This window comes from Lentzea sp. NPDC054927, assembly GCF_053610285.1.
This window is the reverse complement of the sequence record NZ_JBSGXZ010000001.1, coordinates 513,916-533,714: the sequence shown is the minus strand read 5'-3', so window position 1 is coordinate 533,714 and position 19,799 is coordinate 513,916. Positions and strand designations below refer to the sequence as shown.

Sequence of the window (19,799 nt, the reverse complement as noted above, 5' to 3'; positions counted from 1 at the left end):
TCGCGGCAAGGCTTGGACGCACCGAGACTTCACGGAGGTGTGCGTCCATGTTGCGTGCCGAGCTGATCCGGCCGTTGCCCGACCTGCTCAAGGCGCACGCCGCGCACTTAGGTGACAAGGTCGCGTTCTCGGACCTCTGGCGCTCGGTCACCTATGCGGACCTGGAGCTGCGCACCCGGCGGCTGGCCGGTCACCTCGCCGGTCTGGTGCCGCGCGGCGGGCGGGTGGCGATCCTGCTCGGCAACCGCGTCGAGGTGGTCGAGAGCTATCTGGCGATCACCAGGGCGAGCGCTGTCTGCGTGCCGCTGAACCCGGAGTCCTCGTCCGCCGAGCTCGCGCACTTCCTGTCGGACAGCGGTGCCTCGGTCGTGATCACCGACGCGGCGCACGTGGATCAGTTGCGGCGCCTGGGCGTCCGGTCGCTCATCATCGTCGGTGACACGGTTCCCGCTGACGCGTCGTCGTTCTCCGTGCTGGCATCTGGTGGTTCTGCTCCGGCTCGGGATGATCTCGGGCTGGACGAGCCGGCGTGGATGCTCTACACGTCCGGCACCACCGGCAAACCCAAGGGCGTGGTGTCGACCCAGCGCAGCTGCCTGTGGTCGGTCGCCGCCTGTTATGTGCCGATCTACGGGCTTTCTTCGGCCGACGTGGTGTTGTGGCCGGCGCCGTTGTTCCACAGCTTCGCGCACGGTCTGTGCGTGCTGGCAGTGACCGCGATCGGTGCCACCGCACGGATCCAGAGCGGGTTCTCCGTCGAAGCCGTGCTGGCGGAGTTGCGTTCGGACGTCACGTTCCTGGCCGGCGTTCCCGCGATGTACCACCAGCTCGTGCGTGCCGGAGGTGTCGCTTCGAGGTTGCGCGTCTGCGTCACCGCCGGTTCCGTGTGCTCGGCCGCGTTGTCCGCCGACTTCGAAGCGGCCTTCGGCGTTCCGCTGCTCGACGGCTACGGCAGCACCGAGACGTGCGGCATGATCGCCGTGAACTGGCCTTCCGGCCTGCGCGTCCCGGGTTCGTGCGGCCTGCCGGTGCCGGGCGTGAGCGTGCGTCTGGTGGATTCCGCCGGTGCCGATGTTCCTCGCGGGTCCGAGGGCGAGGTGTGGGTCAGCGGCCCGAACCTCATGACCGGCTACCACAACCAGCCTTCCGTGCTCCTGGACGGCTGGTACCGCACCGGCGACCTGGCCCGCCGCGACTCGCAGGGCTACCTGACGATCACCGGCCGCACCAAGGAACTCATCATCCGCGGCGGCGAGAACATCCATCCCGCCGAGATCGAACGTGTACTGCTCCAGCTCCCCGGTGTCCTCGACGCCGCCGTGGCCGGTTCTTTTGACGAGGTGCTCGGCGAGGTGCCGGTCGCGTATGTGGTGCCAGGGCAGGGTTTCGACCCCGCCTCCGTGCTTTCCGGGTGCCGTGCGCAGCTCTCCGCGGCCAAGGTTCCTGCGGAGCTGCGCGAGGTTTCCTCGGTGCCACGAACGCCGTCGGGCAAGATCTTCCGCCACAGGTTGGCCGCGCAGCCTTCTCTGCTTCGTGCCTCCTCTCGGCCGCTCTACGGCGTCGAGTGGGTTCCGGTTGTCGCTGGTGGGTCCGAGTTCGAGCTCACGATCGTCCACAGTGGAGACTTCGCGGCTCAGGTCGATACCTGGCTGGCCTCGGACCCTGCGCCGTCCGCCCGGTTCGTGATCGTGACGCGTCGGGCCATCGCCGTGAACGACACCGAGGGCGTTCTCGATCTCGCTTGGGCTTCCGCGTGGGGTCTGGCACGTCCGAACCGCGTCGTGCTGGTCGACGTCGACACGGATTCCGTTGATCTGCCAGCGGTTGTGGCGTCCGGCGAATCGCAACTGGCCGTGCGCGACGGCGTGGTGCTGGCTCCGCGGCTGACCAGGTTGCCCGCGGTGCACGAACCGCTGGGACCAGTCGCGGTCCTCGGCTCCGGCCCGATGGCCGCCGAGCTCGAGGGTGTCGGCTCTTCGTCCGAGGCGGCGCTGATCATCCACACCTCCCCTGAGACAGCCGATCTCACCGTCAGCGTCCCGCTCGTGCTGTGCTGGCCTCCGTCCCGTCCCGACCTGGGCGCCTTCTGCGACGCGGCGGCCCGGCACCGCCGCTCGCAGGGCCTGCCCGCGGTCTCGCTGGAGTGGGGCGACGGCGCCATCGATGTGCTGGACGCTCTTACCTCCTCGCATTGCTGCTTGCGCGTCACCGCTCCCGCCACCGAACCGTCCGGCACACCGTTGCGCGACCGCCTGACCTCGCTGTCCCCGCCTGAGCGCTCCGCCGTGCTGCTGGACATCGTTCGCACCGCCGCGGCCCGTTTGTGCTCCTCGCCTGTTTCGGTCGACCGCCCGTTCCGCGAGCTGGGCCTGTCCTCTCTCGGTGCAGTGGAGCTGCGCAACGACCTTGTCGCGTCAACGGGTCTGCTGCTGGGCGCGACCTGCGCGTTCGACCACCCGACCTGCTCGGCTCTCGCCGCTCACCTGCACGCCCAGCTGTTCGGCGTCGTGCCGATCGTCGCTGTTCAGGCGCCGTCGGATGAGCCGATCGCGATCGTCGGCATGGCCTGCCGCTACCCAGGTGGCGTCCGTTCGCCGGAAGACCTGTGGCGCCTGGTGTCCTGCGAAGTGGACGCGATCGGTTCGTTCCCGTCCGACCGCGGCTGGGACCTGGACTCACTGGACGTTCGTCATGGCGGCTTCCTGCACGACGCGGGTTCGTTCGACGCCGACTTCTTCGGCATCTCACCCCGCGAGGCGCTCACGATGGACCCGCAGCAACGCCTGCTGCTGGAAGTCTCCTGGGAAGCCTTCGAACACGCGGGCATCGACCCGTTGTCGTTGCGCGGCAGCCACACCGGCGTGTTCACCGGCGCCATGCACCACGACTACGGCACCCACGACGACATCGGCACCGCGGGCAGCATCATCTCCGGCCGCGTCGCCTACACCTTCGGCTTCGAGGGCCCGGCCATCACCGTCGACACCGCTTGCTCCTCGTCCCTGGTCTCCCTGCACCTGGCCGCCCAAGCCCTGCGACGCGGCGACTGCACACTGGCCCTGGCCGGCGGCGTGGCCGTGATGGCCACACCGGCCACGTTCGTGGAGTTCTCGCGCCAAGGCGCGCTTTCCGCGGACGGCCGCTGCAAAGCCTTCGCCTCCGCCGCCGATGGCACCAGCTGGTCCGAAGGCGTCGGCGTAGTCCTGCTGGAACGCCTGTCCGACGCCCGCCGCAACGGCCACCCGGTGCTGGCCGTCCTGCGCGGCTCGGCCATCAACTCCGACGGCGCCTCGAACGGCCTGACCGCACCCAGCGGCCCCGCCCAGCAACGCGTGATCCGGGCGGCGCTGTCCTCAGCCGGCCTCTCTGCTGCCGATGTCGACGTCGTCGAAGCGCATGGCACCGGGACCGTGTTGGGTGATCCGATCGAGGCGCAGGCCCTGCTGGCCACGTATGGGCAGCGGTCCGATCAGGTGTGGCTGGGGTCGTTGAAGTCGAACATCGGCCATACCCAGGCTGCCGCTGGTGTGGGTGGCGTGATCAAGATGGTGATGGCGATGCGGCATGGCTTGCTGCCGCGGACCCTGCACGTGGACGCGCCGTCGCCACACGTCGACTGGTCTTCTGGCGCGGTCTCGCTGCTGACGTCCTCGCAGCCGTGGCCATCGCTGGGACGGCCGCGTCGGGCGGCGGTGTCGTCGTTCGGTGTGTCGGGCACGAATGCGCACTTGATCTTGGAATCCGCGGATGCTCCGGAATTGTCAGACCTGGTTGAGATGATTGGAGTGGGGACCCGATCCCCCCAGGGGGTCTGCCAATCCGAATCGATTCCGATGGCCGGGGGCAGGCGCGAGGGCCCGGTCGAGGGCGGGAGCAAAGGTCAGGGCGGGAGCGAGAGCCAACGCGGCGGCGAGGGCCGGCGCGGAGGCGAGTGCCGGTGCGGTGGTGAGTGCCAGGGCGGAAGCGAGTGCCCGTGTGGAGGCGAGTGCCGGTGTGGAGGCGACAGCCAGGGCGGAAGCGAGAGCCGGTGTGGAGGCGAAAGCCGGCGCGGAAGCGAATGCCGGTGTGGAGGCGAAAGCCGGCGCGGAAGCGAGTGCCGGTGTGGAGGCGAGTGCCGGGGCGGCTCTGGCACGTTGCCCGAGGCCAGGGGCGGCAACGGAGCGATGCCGTGGCTGGTGTCGGCCAAGACCGAAACGGCGCTGCGGGCCCAGATCGAACAGCTGCTCGCCTTCGTGGACAGCCACGACCCCGACCCCGCAGACGTCGCCGCCACCCTCGCGACCCGTTCGGCCTTCCCGCACCGCGCGGTGCTCCAAGGCCACACCGAGCTCGCATCCGGCACCGCCGACAACCCGGAAGTGGTGTTCGTGTTCCCCGGCCAAGGCTCGCAGTGGGCCGGCATGGGCACGCAACTGCTGGTCGAGTCCCCGGCGTTCGCCCAACGCATGGCCGACTGCGCCCAAGCCCTGCGACCGTACGTCGACTGGAACCTGTTCGACGTGCTGAAAGATCCAGAAGCACTGGCACGCGTCGAGGTTGTCCAACCCGCGCTGTGGGCAGTGATGGTGTCGCTGGCTCACCTCTGGCAGGCGCACGGCGTGGAACCGCAAGCCGTCATCGGCCATTCTCAGGGCGAAATCGCGGCAGCAGTCGTGGCAAGCGCTCTGTCCATTGAGGACGGAGCGCAAGTGGTCGCCCTGCGCGCCAAGCTGATCACCAGGCTCGCGGGCAAGGGCGGCATGATCGCCGTCACTACCCTGCCCGAACACCTGGACCCGCGCCTGTCCGTGGCAGCGATCAACGGACCCGATTCGTTCGTCCTGTCGGGCGACCTCGAAGCGCTCAACACAGTGGCAGGCAAACGGATCCCCGTCGACTACGCCTCACACTCCGCCCACGTCGAGGAACTCCGCGACGAACTGCTGACCGCGCTCGCCGGTATCGAGCCCCGGGACCCGGCGATCCCGTTCCTCTCCACCTGTGGCGGCGGCACCCTGGACGCCGAGTACTGGTACCGCAACCTGCGCGAAACCGTCCAGTACGACCAGGTCGTCCGCGAACTGGACGACCGGATCCTCCTCGAAATCAGCCCGCACCCGGTGCTGCTGACCGGCTTCGGCACCCTTCGCCGCGACGACGGCGGCCACGACCGCTTCCACACCTCGGCCGCGCAGCTGTGGGTGCGGGGAGTGAGCGTCAACTGGCAGTTCAACGGCCGCCACGTCGACCTCCCCACCTACGCCTTCCAGCGCCAACGCTACTGGCTGGAGCCGCGCCCGAACGGTCACCCGTTGCTCGGAACGTCCGTCGAACTCGCGGATGCCGGCACAACGGTGTTCACCACCCGCCTCTCGCAACGAACGTGGCTCGCCGACCACGCGGCGTCCGGCACGGTTCTGTTGCCCGGCACGGCATTCGTCGAGATGGCGCTGGCCGCCGGCAAGGTGGTCGGCCACGAGGCGATCGACGAGCTCATCATCGAGGCGCCGCTGATCCTCCCGGCCAGCGGCACGATCGACGTCCAGTTCGCGGTCGACCAGCACGGCTCCTTCACCGTGCACAGCCGCCAAGGCGAGCAGTGGCGCCGGCACGCAAGCGGCACGCTGACCAACGCCGTCGCCAAGCCTTTCGACCTCCGCGAATGGCCACCAGCGAACACCACCGCGATCGACCTCCGCGGCGCCTACGACACGTTGGCCGCCCGTGGCTACGAGTACGGCCCGGAGTTCCAGGGCCTGACCGCGTTGTGGCGACGCGGCGACGAACTCTTCGCCGAGGTGCACCTGCCGGGCGATCCCGCCGACTTCAGCCTGCACCCGGCGCTGCTCGACGCCGCGTTGCACCCGATCGCACTGGCAGGCTGGGGAGAAACGCAGCAAGAGCAAGCACTTCTGCCGTTCTCGTGGAACGGCGTAGAGCTGTTCACGTCGGGCGCAACCGCACTGCGCGTCCGCTTGACCCGCAACGGCGACAACATCGCGCTGCAGCTCGCCGACACCGCCGGACTACCCGTCGCGACCGTGAAATCCCTTGCGCTACGGCCGATTCCGCTCAAAGACCTGGCGCCCGTGAACTCGCTGTACCGAGTCACGTGGACACCCATCACGTTGCCCGACGTCGCCGACATGCCGGATGACGTGGTCGTGGTGTCGCCGCAGAACGTCCACGCCGCCCTCGAAGAGCTGCAGCAGTGGATCGGCGCGGACACCCGTCTCGTCGTGCTCACTCAGGGTGCGGTCGACCTCGACGACCCCGATCCCGACGGCGCAGCGGTGTGGGGCCTGGTGCGTTCGGCACAGTCCGAACATCCGGGGCGGATCATCCTGATCGACGGTGACGCGTTGCTTCCTGCGGCGATCGCGTCCGGCGAGCCGCAGTTGATGGTGCGCGACGGCAAAGCTTTCGTGCCACGGCTGGAGCGTGCCCAATCGTCCACTTCGGACTTCGACTTGGGTCGTGGCACCGTCCTGATCACCGGCGGCACCGGCACGTTGGGCGGCTTGCTCGCCCGGCACCTCGTCATAACCCACGGCGTGCAGCAGCTGGTGCTCGTGAGCCGAACCGGCGTCGCCGCAGACCTGGAAGCCGAGCTCACCGAACTGGGCGCGCACGTCACGTTCGCAGCCTGCGACGCCGCCGACCGTGCCGAACTGTCGGCCCTGCTCGACCGCATTCCCGATCTGACGGCCGTGGTCCACGCCGCGGGCGTCCTCGACGACGGCGTGATCACCTCACTGACCTCCGAACGCCTCGACAAGGTGTTGCGCCCCAAGGCCACCGCCGCGCTGAACCTGCACGAACTCGCGCCCACCGTTCCGTTGGTGCTGTTCTCGTCGGTGGCGGGCGTGTTCGGCAGCCCTGGCCAGGGCAACTACGCCGCAGCCAACGCCTTCCTGGACGCCCTGGCGCAGCACCGCCGTTCACGCGGCCTGCCCGCGATCTCCATTGCGTGGGGCCTCTGGGAGCGAACCAGTGCTCTGACCGCCCACCTCGCCGGAGCAGGCATCCGCGACAACACCATCGCGATGTCCGACGAGACCGGCCTCGCGCTGTTCGACGCGGCCTTGCGCGCCGACGAGCCCACCTTCGTCGCCGCACAACTCGACCAGCGCGCCTCGACGAACCCGTTGCTGCGCAACCTGATCCGCACCCGCCAACCCAGTCGCCTGCCGGCTCTCCCCGAACAGGACCAGCTCCGCACCCTGCTGGACCTGGTGCGCTCCAACACCGCCGCGGTTCTCGGTCACACCCCGAACGCCGTGGAACCGAGCCGCGCCTTCGCCGAACTCGGCTTCGACTCGCTGACCGCCGTAGAACTCCGCAACCGCCTGTCGGCCGCCACGGACCTCCGCCTGCCCGCCACGCTCGTCTTCGACCACCCGACACCACAGGCCCTGGCCGAACGCCTCCACGCAGAACTGCGCGGTACACGCCCGGTTCCGCGTGTCGCCAAGCAGGTCTCCTCAGGCGAACCGATCGCGATCGTCGGCATGGCGTGCCGCTACCCAGGCGGTGTCCGTTCACCAGAAGACCTGTGGGACCTGGTGCTCAACGAGGTCGACGCGATCGGCGAGTTCCCGGCAGACCGCGGCTGGGACGTCGACGCCCTGTACGACCCCGACCCAGACCGCGCAGGCAAGTCCTCGGCGCGCCACGGCGGTTTCCTCTACGACGCAGGGGAGTTCGACGCCGACTTCTTCGGCCTCTCACCCCGCGAGGCGCTCGCCATGGACCCGCAGCAACGCCTGTTGCTCGAGGTCTCGTGGGAGGTGCTCGAACGCGCCGGCATCGACCCGTCGTCGTTGCGCGGCAGTGAAACCGGCGTGTTCACCGGCGTCATGTACCACGACTACGCCTCCCGGCTGGACGAGATCCCTGACGACGTCGAGGCCTACCTGGGCCTCGGCACAGCAGGCAGCGTGGCGTCCGGCCGCGTCGCCTACTCGCTGGGCCTCGAAGGCCCGGCCATCACGGTCGACACGGCATGCTCCTCGTCCTTGGTGGCCCTGCACTGGGCCGCACAAGCCCTGCGGAACGGCGAATGCTCCCTGGCCCTGGCCGGCGGCGTCGCGGTGATGGCGACACCCGCCACGTTCGTCGAGTTCAGCCGGCAACGCGGACTCTCCCCAGACGGCCGCTGCAAGGCCTTCGCCGCATCGGCCGACGGCACCGGCTGGTCCGAGGGCGTCGGCGTGCTCCTGCTGGAGCGCCTCTCAGACGCCGAGCGCAACGGACACCCCGTGCTCGCTGTTGTCCGGGGTTCCGCCGTGAACTCCGACGGCGCGTCGAACGGCCTCACCGCGCCGAACGGCCCCTCGCAGGAGCGCGTGATCCGGCGGGCGCTCGCGTCGGCCGGGCTGTCCGTCGCCGACGTCGATCTCGTCGAAGCGCATGGCACCGGGACCGTCCTGGGCGACCCGATCGAGGCCCAGGCCTTGCTGGCCACCTATGGGCAGCGGCCTGATCCGGTGTGGCTCGGGTCCTTGAAGTCGAACATCGGTCACGCCCAGGCGGCTGCCGGGGTGGGTGGCGTGATCAAGGCGGTGATGGCGATGCGGCACGGCTTGCTGCCGCGCACCCTGCACGTGGATGCGCCGACACCACACGTCGACTGGGCTTCCGGGGCGGTTTCGCTGCTGACTTCGGCTCAGCCTTGGCCATCGTTGGACCGTCCGCGCAGGTCTGCGGTGTCGTCGTTCGGTGTGTCGGGCACGAATGCGCACTTGATCTTGGAATTCGCGGATGTTCCGGAATTGTCAGACCTGGTTGAGATGATTGGAGTGGGGACCCGATCCCCCCAGGGGGCCTGCCAATCCGAATCGATTCCGAGCAGCGAGTCTAGCGAGCAGGGCGTGGTGCCGTTGCTCGTGTCCGCGAAGAGCGCGGAACGGTTGCGGGCCCAGGCAGGCCGACTGCTGGCGTGCGAGGACGTGAGGCGGGTGGACCTCGGGTACTCGCTCGTCACCACGCGGGCGGCACTTGAGCACCGGGCAGTGGTCATCGGCGACGGGCTGGAGGCCCTCGCTGAGGGCAAGGTGAGCCCACACGTCGTGGAGGGCGTCGCGGTGGCCGGGCGCCGGGTGGCGTTCATGTTCAGCGGGCAGGGCAGCCAGCGGCCGGGCATGGGGCGGGAGCTGTACGAGGCGTTCCCGGTGTTCGCGAGGGCGTTCGACGCGGTGTGCGCGCACCTGGGTGGCGAGCTGCGGGATGTCGTCTTCGGTGGCGGCCCGCTCGATCAGACCGCGGACACGCAGAGTGCGCTGTTCGCGGTGCAAGTGGCGTTGTTCCGGCTGGTGGAGTGGTTCGGCGTGCGGCCTGACTTCCTTGCGGGGCACTCGATCGGCGAGCTGGCGGCAGCTCACGTCGCTGGGGTGCTGTCGCTTGAGGACGCGGCGACGCTCGTGGCGGCGCGTGGCAGGTTGATGCAGGCGTTGCCCGTTGGTGGCGCGATGGTGGCGATCCAGGCGAGCGAGCAGGAGATCGTGCCGTTGCTGACCGGGCGGGTCGACCTCGCGGCGGTGAACGGGCCGGAGGCGGTGGTGATCTCCGGCGACGAGGGCGAGGTGCTCGCGATCGCGGCCCGGTTCGCGAAGTCGAAACGGATCGACGTCAGTCATGCCTTCCACTCGCCGCTCGTCGAACCGATGCTGGACGACTTCCGGCGCGTCGCGGAAGGCCTGACCTATCGGGAACCGTCGATTCCCGTGGTGGCCGGTCAGATCAGCTCGCCGGAGTACTGGGTTGAGCACGTGCGCCGGACCGTGCGGTTTGGCGACGCGGTGCGCACTCTGGCGGACGAGGGCGTGACGGCGTTCCTGGAGTTGGGTCCTCGTGGCGTACTTACCGCTTTGGCCGCGGACAACTTGTCCTCGGTGAACGGATGCGTGTTCGCCACTGCGTTGCGGGACGGGCACGAACCCGTTGCGTTGCTGACGGCGCTGGCCGAGTTGTACGTGCGTGGCGTGCCGGTGAATTGGACACGGTTGTTCGACGGAACGGATGCGCGTCGCGTCGACATGCCGACCTACGCGTTCCAGCGCAAGCGTTACTGGCTGGACGGTTCGGCACCAACGACCGTGGTGAGCGCTCCAGAGCGTGACTTGCTCGACTTGGTGCGCGCGCACACAGCAGTGGTGCTTGGTCACGAGGGTTCTGACGCGGTTGACCCGGCGCGCGCGTTCAGCGAGTTCGGATTCGACTCGCTGATGGCGGTGCAGCTGCGCAACAGGCTGTCGACCGCGACCGGCATGGCGTTGCCCGCCACGTTGTTGTTCGACCATCCGACTCCGCAGGCGCTGGCGGATCACCTGCGTGGCGGGCGCAGAGAGTCGGTTGAGGTGGCTCGTTCCGATGAGCCGATCGCGATCGTCGGGATGGCGTGCCGGTATCCCGGCGGCGTTGCGTCGCCGGACGACCTGTGGCGGCTGGTGGCTGAGGGGCGTGACGCGATCAGCGGGCCGCCGGTGGACCGTGGCTGGGAGTTCGAGAAGTCTTATGTCCGCGAGGGTGGCTTCCTGCACGACGCGGGGGAGTTCGACGCGGACTTCTTCGGGATCAACCCGCGTGAAGCGCTCGCGATGGACCCGCAGCAGCGGTTGTTGCTGGAGGTGTCCTGGGAGGCGGTGGAACGGGCCGGCATCGACCCGTTGTCGTTGCGCGGCAGCCAAACCGGAGTGTTCACCGGCGTCGTCTACCACGACTACGCGTCTCGGCTGTACGACCGCGCGCCCGACGAGGTCATGGGCTATCTCGGCACGGGCAGCGCGGCCAGCGTCGCTTCCGGTCGGGTGGCTTACACGTTCGGGCTGGAGGGGCCGGCGATCACGGTCGACACCGCGTGCTCGTCGTCGTTGGTGGCGTTGCACTGGGCTGCCCAGGCGTTGCGGAACGGCGAGTGCTCGCTCGCACTGGTTGGTGGCGCGACCGTGATGCCGACCCCGATCGCGTTCGCCGAGTTCAGCAAGCAGCGCGCGCTCGCGCCTGACGGTCGGTGCAAGCCGTTCGCGGCTTCTGCTGATGGCACCGCATGGGCAGAAGGCGTGGGTGTGTTGTTGGTGGAACGTCTTTCCGATGCCCAACGCAACGGCCACGAGGTGCTCGCGGTCGTGCGCGGGTCGGCGGTGAATCAGGACGGTGCGTCGAACGGGCTGACGGCTCCTAACGGTCCGTCGCAGCAGCGGGTGATCCGTGCGGCGCTGGCGGCGGCGGGGTTGTCCTCGGCCGATGTCGACGTCGTCGAAGCGCATGGCACCGGCACTGCTTTGGGCGATCCGATAGAGGCGCAGGCGCTGATCGCGACCTACGGCCAGCGCGCGGAACCGCTGTGGCTGGGGTCGTTGAAGTCGAACATCGGCCACGCGCAGGCGGCGGCCGGGGTCGGTGGCGTGATCAAGATGGTGCAGGCGATGCGGCACGGCCTGCTGCCGGCGACCTTGCACGTGGATTCGCCGACGCCGCACGTGGACTGGTCGGCGGGCTCGGTGAAGCTGCTGACCGAGGCCCGGCCGTGGCCCGCTGGGTCTGCGCCGCGCCGGGCGGCCGTGTCGTCGTTCGGGATGAGCGGCACCAACGCGCACTTGATCTTGGAATCCGCGGATGCTCCGGAATTGTCAGACCTGGTTGAGATGATTGGAGTGGGGACCCGATCCCCCCAGGGGGCCTGCCAATCCGAATCGATTCCGATGGATGGGGCGGGCTCGACGGCCACGGCGGGCTCGACGGGCGGTGCGGCCTCGACAGGTGGGACGGCCTCGACGGGTGCGGCGGATGCGGTGGCTGCTGTGGCTGGCCAGGCGGAGTCGGAGATTGGCCGGGCGAGCGTGGTTGCGGGGTCGGTGCCGTGGGTGGTTTCGGCCAAGACTGAGGCGGCGCTGCGGGCGCAGGTCGAGCGGCTGGTGGCGTTCGTGGGTGATCACCCTGGCCTTGATGCGGCGGACGTTGGCGGCACTCTGGCGGCCAGGTCGGTGTTCGCGCACCGGGCGATCCTGTTGGGCGGTATCGAGGTCGCGTCTGGTTGTGCAGGGGGCGACGGGCGGGTGGCGTTCGTGTTTCCCGGCCAGGGGGCGCAGTGGGTGGGCATGGCGGTGGAGTTGGTCGAGTCGTCGCCGGTGTTCGCTGCGCGGATGGGGGAGTGCGCGGCGGCGCTGGGGCGGTGGGTGGACTGGGATCTGTTCGAGGTGCTTCAGGATGCTGCGGCGCTCGAGCGGGTTGAGGTTGTGCAGCCGGCGCTGTGGGCCGTGATGGTGTCGTTGGCCGGGTTGTGGCGGGAGTTCGGGGTTGAGCCGCAGGCGGTTGTCGGGCATTCGCAAGGGGAGATCGCGGCTGCGGTCGTCGCGGGGGCATTGTCCATTGAGGATGGTGCGAAGGTGGTGTGTCTGCGCAGCGCGGCGATTGTGAAGCTTGCGGGTACGGGTGGCATGGTTTCGGTGGCGGCGTCCGCCGATCGGGCTGCGGAGCTCGCACAGCAGTGGCGGGTGCATGTTGCGGCGGTGAACGGGCCTGCTGCGACGGTGCTTGCCGGTGAGGTCGGGGCGCTGCGGGAGCTGTTGGCGGCTTGTGAGGCCGATGGCGTGCATGCGCGGTGGGTTCCGGTGGACTACGCGTCGCACACGCCGCATGTGGAGGCTGTGCGGGACGAGATTCTTGAGGCGTTGCAGGGGATTGAGCCGCGTAGTGCTGAGATCGACTTCTATTCGACGTTGACGGGTGAGCGGTTCGACACGGCTGGGCTCGATGCGCGGTACTGGTACGAGAATCTGCGCAACACGGTCAGGTTCGAGCAGGCGACGAAACAGCTTGCCGAGGACGGGCATGGGGTGTTTGTCGAGGTCAGCGCGCATCCGGTGTTGACCATCGGGGTTCAGGACGTGGTCGATGGGACCGTTGTCGGATCGCTGCGCCGGGATGACGGCGGCTGGGATCGGTTCCTGGGGTCGCTGGCGCAGGCTTGGGTTGGCGGGGCGGACGTCGACTGGGCTCGGTGTTGTCCTGACGCGCGGCGGGTCGAACTGCCTACTTACGCGTTCCAGCGGGAACATTACTGGCTCGGTGCTGCCGGGCATCCGTTGCTGGGCAACGCGACCAGCTTGGCGGGCTCGGGCGGGTTCCTGTTCACGGGCAAGGTGTCGTTGTCCGTGCATCCGTGGCTGGCTGATCACGCCGTGCTGGGGTCGGTGTTGTTGCCGGGAACGGCGTTTCTCGAGCTCGCGTTGCAGGCGGCACAGGAGGCCGGCTGTGGAGTGGTGGAGGAACTGACCATTGTGGCGCCGTTGGTGTTGCCTGAGGTGGTTGTTGAGCTGCAGGTGGTGGTCGGCGGGACGGACGATACGGGTCGGCGAACGATTGAGGTGTATTCGCGGGGCGCGGAGTGGGTCTTGCATGCCAGTGGGGTGGTGGCGCCTGGTGTGCCGCAGGAGGTTGGGATCGAGTGGCCGCCCGCTGGAGAAGAGATTGCAGTTGGCGACCTCTATGAGCGGTTGAGCGGTATCGGGTTTGACTACGGGCCGCGGTTTCAAGGGTTGCAGCGGGTTTGGCGTGGCGACGGCGAGGTGTTCGCCGAGGTTCGCTTGCAGGAAAGGGAGACGGGCTTCGGGATTCATCCGGCGTTGCTTGATTCCGCGCTGCACGCGATGTTCCTGGGTGAGCAGACCAGTTGCGAGGGTCGGTTGCCGTTCGCTTGGAACGGGGTGTCGTTGGCGGCGACCGGGGCTGGCGTGTTGCGGGTGCGATTGACCTCGATCGCGAGTGATGTGGTGTCGCTGGTCGCGGTTGACGAGAGCGGCGCTGCGGTGCTGAAGGTGGATTCGTTGGTGCTGAGGCCTGTGTCGTCTGATCGGCTTGTGCCCGAGTCACTGTATGCGGTCAGGTGGACGCCGATTTCGCTTGGGTCGGCGGAACCTCTGGGGGACGTCGTCGAGGTGGAGCACGTGCATCAGGCGTTGGCGGTGCTGCAGGAATGGGTTGCGGGCGAACAGGAACCGCTTGTGCTCGTCACGAAGAACGCCACGGGGGACGATCCGGACCTGGCTGGGGCGGCGGTCTGGGGGTTGGTGCGGTCGGCGCAGTCGGAGAACCCTGGGCGGATCGTTCTGGTCGATGTCGAGGACGGGGTTTCGCAGGAGTTGCTGGCGGCGGCGGTGGCGTCTAGAGAGCCGCAGCTTGCGTTGCGGGGCAATGAGGTTTTGGTGCCACGACTCGCACGGCCGTCGGTGGCGGAGGGGTTCCGGCTCGAAGGAACGGTGCTGATCACCGGTGGAACAGGCACGCTTGGTGGGTTCGTGGCGCGGCATCTTGTTGTCGCGCATGGAGTTACGCGGTTGGTACTTGCCAGCAGGCGGGGTGAGGCCGCGGAGCTGCGGGCTGAGTTGGAGGGGCTTGGTGCCGAGGTTTCGGTGGTGGCGTGCGATGTGGCGGACCGGGCGGCGTTGGGGCGGTTGCTGGCCGAGAGTCCGGTGGATGCTGTGGTGCACATGGCGGGAACGCTCGACGACGGCGTGATTTCGTCGCTCACGCCCGAGCGCGTCGACGGCGTGTGGCGGGGCAAGGCTGATGCGGCCTGGCATCTGCACGAGTTGCTGCCGGATGCGCCGGTGGTGTTCTTCTCGTCGGCCGCGGGCACGTTCGGTGGACCTGGGCAGGCGAACTATGCGGCGGCCAATGCGTTCTTGGACGCGTTGGCGTGGCATCGGCGGGCACGCGGGTTGCCGACTGTGTCGCTTGCGTGGGGGCTTTGGGCGGACGAGAGCGGTATGACCGGGCATCTCAGCGACGCCGATGGTGCGCGGATGGCCCGCAGCGGGATTCGGCCCTTGGGTACTGAGGAAGCGTTGCGGCTGTTCGACGCGGCGTTGCGGTGCGGTGAGGCCGTGGTGGTACCGGTGCCGTTGGACACCTCGCCTCAGGTGACGGTGCATCCGTTGCTGCGTGGGCTGATTCGGGTCCGGGCGGAGTCGGAAGCGTCGGCGTGGGTGGCTGGAGGTTCGCGGCAGGAGATGCTCGGTTTGGTGCGCGATGAGGTCGCTGGAGTGCTGGGGACTTCGGGGCGGGTGTTGGCCGGGCGGACGTTCAAGGAGCTCGGGTTCGACTCGCTCACTGCCGTCGAGTTGCGGAACAGGCTGAGTGCCGCGACCGGGATGCGGTTGCCGTCGACGTTGGTGTTCGACCACCCGAGTCCGGGTGCGCTGGCCGAGTTCCTGATGGCTGGGCTGGAGCCGGCGGACGTGGTGGACGAGCCCGATGCGATCGACGACATGGACACCGACGATCTGGTGCGGCTCGTGCTGGGCACCCGTGGGCACTGAGGCGGAGGATCACGTGGATCAGGTCGTCAAGGCGTTGCGTGTTGCGGTCAAGGAGAACCAGCGGTTGCGGAGCGAGAACGACGAACTGCTGGCGCGGCTGGACGAGCCGATCGCGATCGTCGGCATGGCGTGCCGGTATCCCGGAGGGGTGCGGTCGCCGGAGGATCTGTGGCGGCTGGTGGCGGACGGGGTGGACGCGATCGGTCCGTTCCCGGCGGATCGCGGGTGGGATCTGGAGGCGTTGTACTCGCCCGATCCTGCGGTGAGCGGGACCTGTTATGCGCGGTCGGGTGGGTTTTTGTACGACGCGGCGGAGTTCGATGCCGGGTTCTTCGGGATCTCGCCGCGGGAGGCGTTGGCGATCGATCCACAGCAACGGTTGCTGCTGGAGACGTCGTGGGAGGCGTTCGAGGACGCGGGGATCGACCCGTTGTCGTTGCGGCGCAGCAGGACCGGGGTGTTCGCCGGGGTGATGTACAACGACTACGGGTCGCGTTTGTCCGGCCGGATTCCGGGGTGGGTCGAGGGGCATCTGGGGACCGGGAGCGCTGGGAGCGTGGCTTCGGGGCGGGTTGCTTACACGTTCGGGTTCGAGGGGCCTGCGGTCACCGTCGACACGGCTTGCTCGTCGTCGCTGGTGGCGCTGCACCTGGCGGCGCAGTCGTTGCGGGCGGGGGAGTGTTCGCTGGCCTTGGCGGGCGGGGTGGCGTTGATGGCGAGCCCGGCGGTGTTCGTGGAGTTCAGCCGGCAGCGCGGGTTGTCGGTTGATGGGCGGTGCAAGGCTTTCGCTGCTGCGGCGGACGGGACGGGGTGGTCCGAGGGTGTCGGGGTGTTGTTGCTGGAGCGGCTTTCTGATGCTCGGCGGCACGGGCATGAGGTTTTGGCTGTGGTGCGGGGGTCGGCGGTCAACTCGGATGGGGCGTCGAACGGGTTGACGGCGCCGAACGGGCCTTCGCAGCAGCGGGTGATTCGTGCAGCGTTGGCGCGGGCGCGGCTGGAACCGTCCGATGTGGACGCGGTGGAGGCGCACGGCACCGGGACTGTGCTGGGTGACCCGATTGAGGCGCAGGCGTTGCTGGCGACGTACGGGCAGCGGCCGGATCCGGTGTGGCTGGGGTCTTTGAAGTCGAACATCGGGCATGCGCAGGCGGCGGCGGGTGTGGGTGGCGTGATCAAGATGGTGATGGCGATGCGGCGGGGCGTGTTGCCGATGACGCTGCATGTGGATGAGCCGACTCCGCACGTGGATTGGTCGGCGGGGGCGGTTCGGCTGCTCACGTCGGCGCGGGCGTGGCCGTCGCGGGGGCGTGTGCGGCGGGCGGCGGTGTCGTCGTTCGGGGTGTCGGGCACGAATGCGCATGTGATCTTGGAGGGTGTGGACGGTCCGGAATTGTCAGACCCGGTTGAGATGATTGGAGTGGGGACCCGATCCCCCAAGGGGGCCTGCGAGTCTGAATCGATTCCGGGTGACGGTCGGCAGGCTGAGGTCAGGGGTGTCGCGGCTGGGGTTGGCGGGGCGGAGTTTGGCGGGGCCGGGACTGACCGGGCGGGGGCGACGGCGGCAGGGGGTGGTGCGCCGCGAGCTGAGGCTACGAGGGGCGGGGCCGCGGAGGCTGTCGCGGCGGGGGTTGAGGTAGCGCAGGCAGGTGCCACGAGGGTTGGTGTGGCCGAGGTTGGCTCGGTGGGGGTTGGCACGGCAGTAGCTGCGGCGACGAGGGCTGGCCCGGCAGGAGCTGGAGAGGCAGGGGGCACTGCGGGAGTTGACGCCGTGGGAGTTGCGGGGGCGACGGGTGGGGCCACCGGGGGTGGCGCTACGCGGGCCGGCCAGGCAGCCGTTGCGGCTGCGGGCGAGGCCAAGAACGGTGGTGCAGCGCGGACTCGTCGGGTAGGGAATGTCGGGGCTGAGATCGCCGACGTAAGGGCGGGGCTGGTGCCGTTGGTGGTGTCGGCCAGGAGCGCCAAGGCGTTGCGGGCGCAGGTTGAGCAGATCAGGGACTTCTGCGAGCGACGGCCTGAGCTTGCGCCGGAAGATGTGGCGTTCTCGCTGGCCACGACCAGGGCGATGCTGGAGCACCGGGCAGTCGTGGTTGGGGATCAAGTTGTCGAGGGCCTAGCGGATGCCGAGGGCGAGATCTGTTTTGTGTTCCCGGGGCAGGGGGCGCAGTGGGTTGGAATGGCGGAGGGGCTGATTGCGGCTGAGCCGGCGTTTGCGGAACGGATGCGGGAGTGTGCGGACGCGTTGGAGGCGGAGGTTGCGTGGGACCTGTTCGAGGTGCTCGGGGATGCCGGGGCGCTGGAGCGGGTTGACGTTGTGCAGCCGGCGTTGTGGGCCGTGATGGTGTCGTTGGCGCATTTGTGGCGGGTCAACGGGGTTGAGCCGCGGGCGGTTGTTGGGCATTCGCAGGGGGAGATCGCGGCGGCGGTGGTGGCGGGGGCGCTGTCGGTTGAGGACGGGGCGAAGGTGGTGGCGCGGCGTAGCAAGTTGATTGCGCGGAGGCTTGCGGGCAAGGGCGGCATGGTGGCGGTTAGGGAGTTGCCCAAGGATTCGCGGTTGTCGGTGGCGGCTATCAACGGGCCTGCGTCGATTGTGCTGTCGGGGGATTTGGAGGCGCTCGAGGGCGTTGAAGGCAGGCGGATCCCGGTTGACTACGCGTCGCATTCGCCGCAGGTTGAGGAGCTCCGCAGTGAGCTGATCAAGGCGCTTGAGGGCATCAGGCCTGGGCGGGCGGAGGTCGAGTTCTTCTCGACGGTGGATGAGAAGTGGGTCGATACGACCGAGCTCAACGCCGAGTACTGGTACCGGAACTTGAGGCAGACGGTGTTGTTCGAGTCGGCTGTCCGGACGCTTGCGGACCACGGGCATCGGAAGTTCATCGAGATCAGCCCGCATCCGGTGTTGACGGTCGCGGTCGAGGAGACGGTGGAGGGTGCTGCTGTCACGGGGACGTTGCAGCGGGACGATGGTGGGCCGGAGCGGTTTGTCAGGGCGCTCGCGGAGGCGTTCGTGGGTGGGGTGGAGGTTGGCTGGGCGGCGATGTTTCCTGGGGTGCGCAAGGTCAAGCTGCCTACCTACCCGTTCCAACGGCGGCGTTATTGGCTTGACGTGAACGACACGGGTGAGCCGGCAGAGGAAGAAGTCGAGGATCTGTTCGAGCTGGTGTGTGCGACGACCAAAGCTGTGCTCAGGCTTGAAGAGGACGAGTTCGATGCGGCGAAGTCGTTCAAGGACATGGGGTTCGACTCGCTGCTGTCGGTGGAGCTGCGGAATCGGCTGGCCAGGGCGACTGGGCTTCGGCTGCCGGCCGGCGTTGTGTACGACCAACCCCGTCCCGCCGCGTTGGCCGAGTTCCTCAACGGTGAAAGCACGACCAGGAAGACTGACTTCACCGAGGAAGTCAAGCTGGCTGACGACATTTGGCCGGTGGCCACAGTGATTAGCAAGCTCGAAGAGATCTTCCTGACGGGTGCGACGGGCTTCCTCGGGGCGTTCTTGCTACGGGATCTACTCGACCAGACGACAGCGCGGGTGCACTGCCTCATCAGAGCGAACGAAGCAGCAGAAGCGTTGGCGCGCTTGAAGAAGAACCTGGACTGGTACGGGTTGGCGGTCGACCTGGACCGGATTGAGATCGTCCGAGGAGACCTTGCGGAGCCGGCGCTCGGGCTCAGCGCAGAACGGTTCGACGAACTGGCGCGCACCATCGACGTCATTTACCACGCGGGCTCGCAGGTGAATTGGCTGTTTCCGTATCAGGAGCTGAAGGCAGCCAACGTCAAAGGCACGGAGGAGGTGTTGCGGTTGGCCGCGCGACATCGCGCGGTGCCGGTGCATTACGTGTCGACGACGGGTGTGTTCGGACGGGCTGGAGGTCCGAAAGCGACCGAGGCCGAGACCGGACCGGCGGAGGAGCTGCCGACGGGGTATCAGCAGAGCAAGTGGGTGGCTGAGCAGTTGGTGCGAGAAGCGCAACGACGCGGCTTGCCTGTCACGGTGTACCGCCCGGACACGGTGTGCGGCAGCCAGGACAGCGGTGCGTGCCAGGCCAACGACTTCGTCTGGCGCAGCCTCAAGGGTTGCTTGCAGGCGAAAGCCGTTCCCGTGGAAGCGAAGGCGCTGTTCACGATCGCGCCGGTCGACTACGTCAGCGCGGCCATCGTCGGACTGTCCCAACGGCCGGGCAACGCTACGTACCACTTGTACAACCCGAAACCCGTGAGCCTCAGCAACCTGATCCAGAAGCTGCGACAGCACGGTTATCGCCTCGATGAGGTGCCGAGAGAGCAGTGGGTGGACAAGGTCCGCGGTGATCCTGGCAACGCCGCGAACGCGCTGCTGGACGTGTTCACGGACATCACGCGGGCGGAAGAACTGCCCATCACCTACGACGTCGAAGACACCGACAAAGCGGGTTTCCCGTGCCCGGAGATCACTGACGAGCTGCTGGACACCTACATCCGGTTCTTCAAGGACACCGGCTATTTCCCACGTTGAAGGGAACA

At 68.3% G+C, this 19,799-nt stretch carries 2 protein-coding genes; both read left to right on the top strand.

The genetic code is table 11. The features are described from left to right. Window positions 1-47 precede the first annotated feature (47 nt). Entirely contained in the window at window positions 48-15,299 is a 15,252-nt protein-coding gene (locus ACWGE0_RS02500) for an SDR family NAD(P)-dependent oxidoreductase (RefSeq protein ID WP_452259103.1), read from the top strand. 13 nt (window positions 15,300-15,312) lie between these two features. After that, entirely contained in the window at window positions 15,313-19,791 is a 4,479-nt protein-coding gene (locus ACWGE0_RS02495; RefSeq protein ID WP_452259102.1) for a type I polyketide synthase, read from the top strand. The last annotated feature ends 8 nt before the right edge of the window (window positions 19,792-19,799 follow it).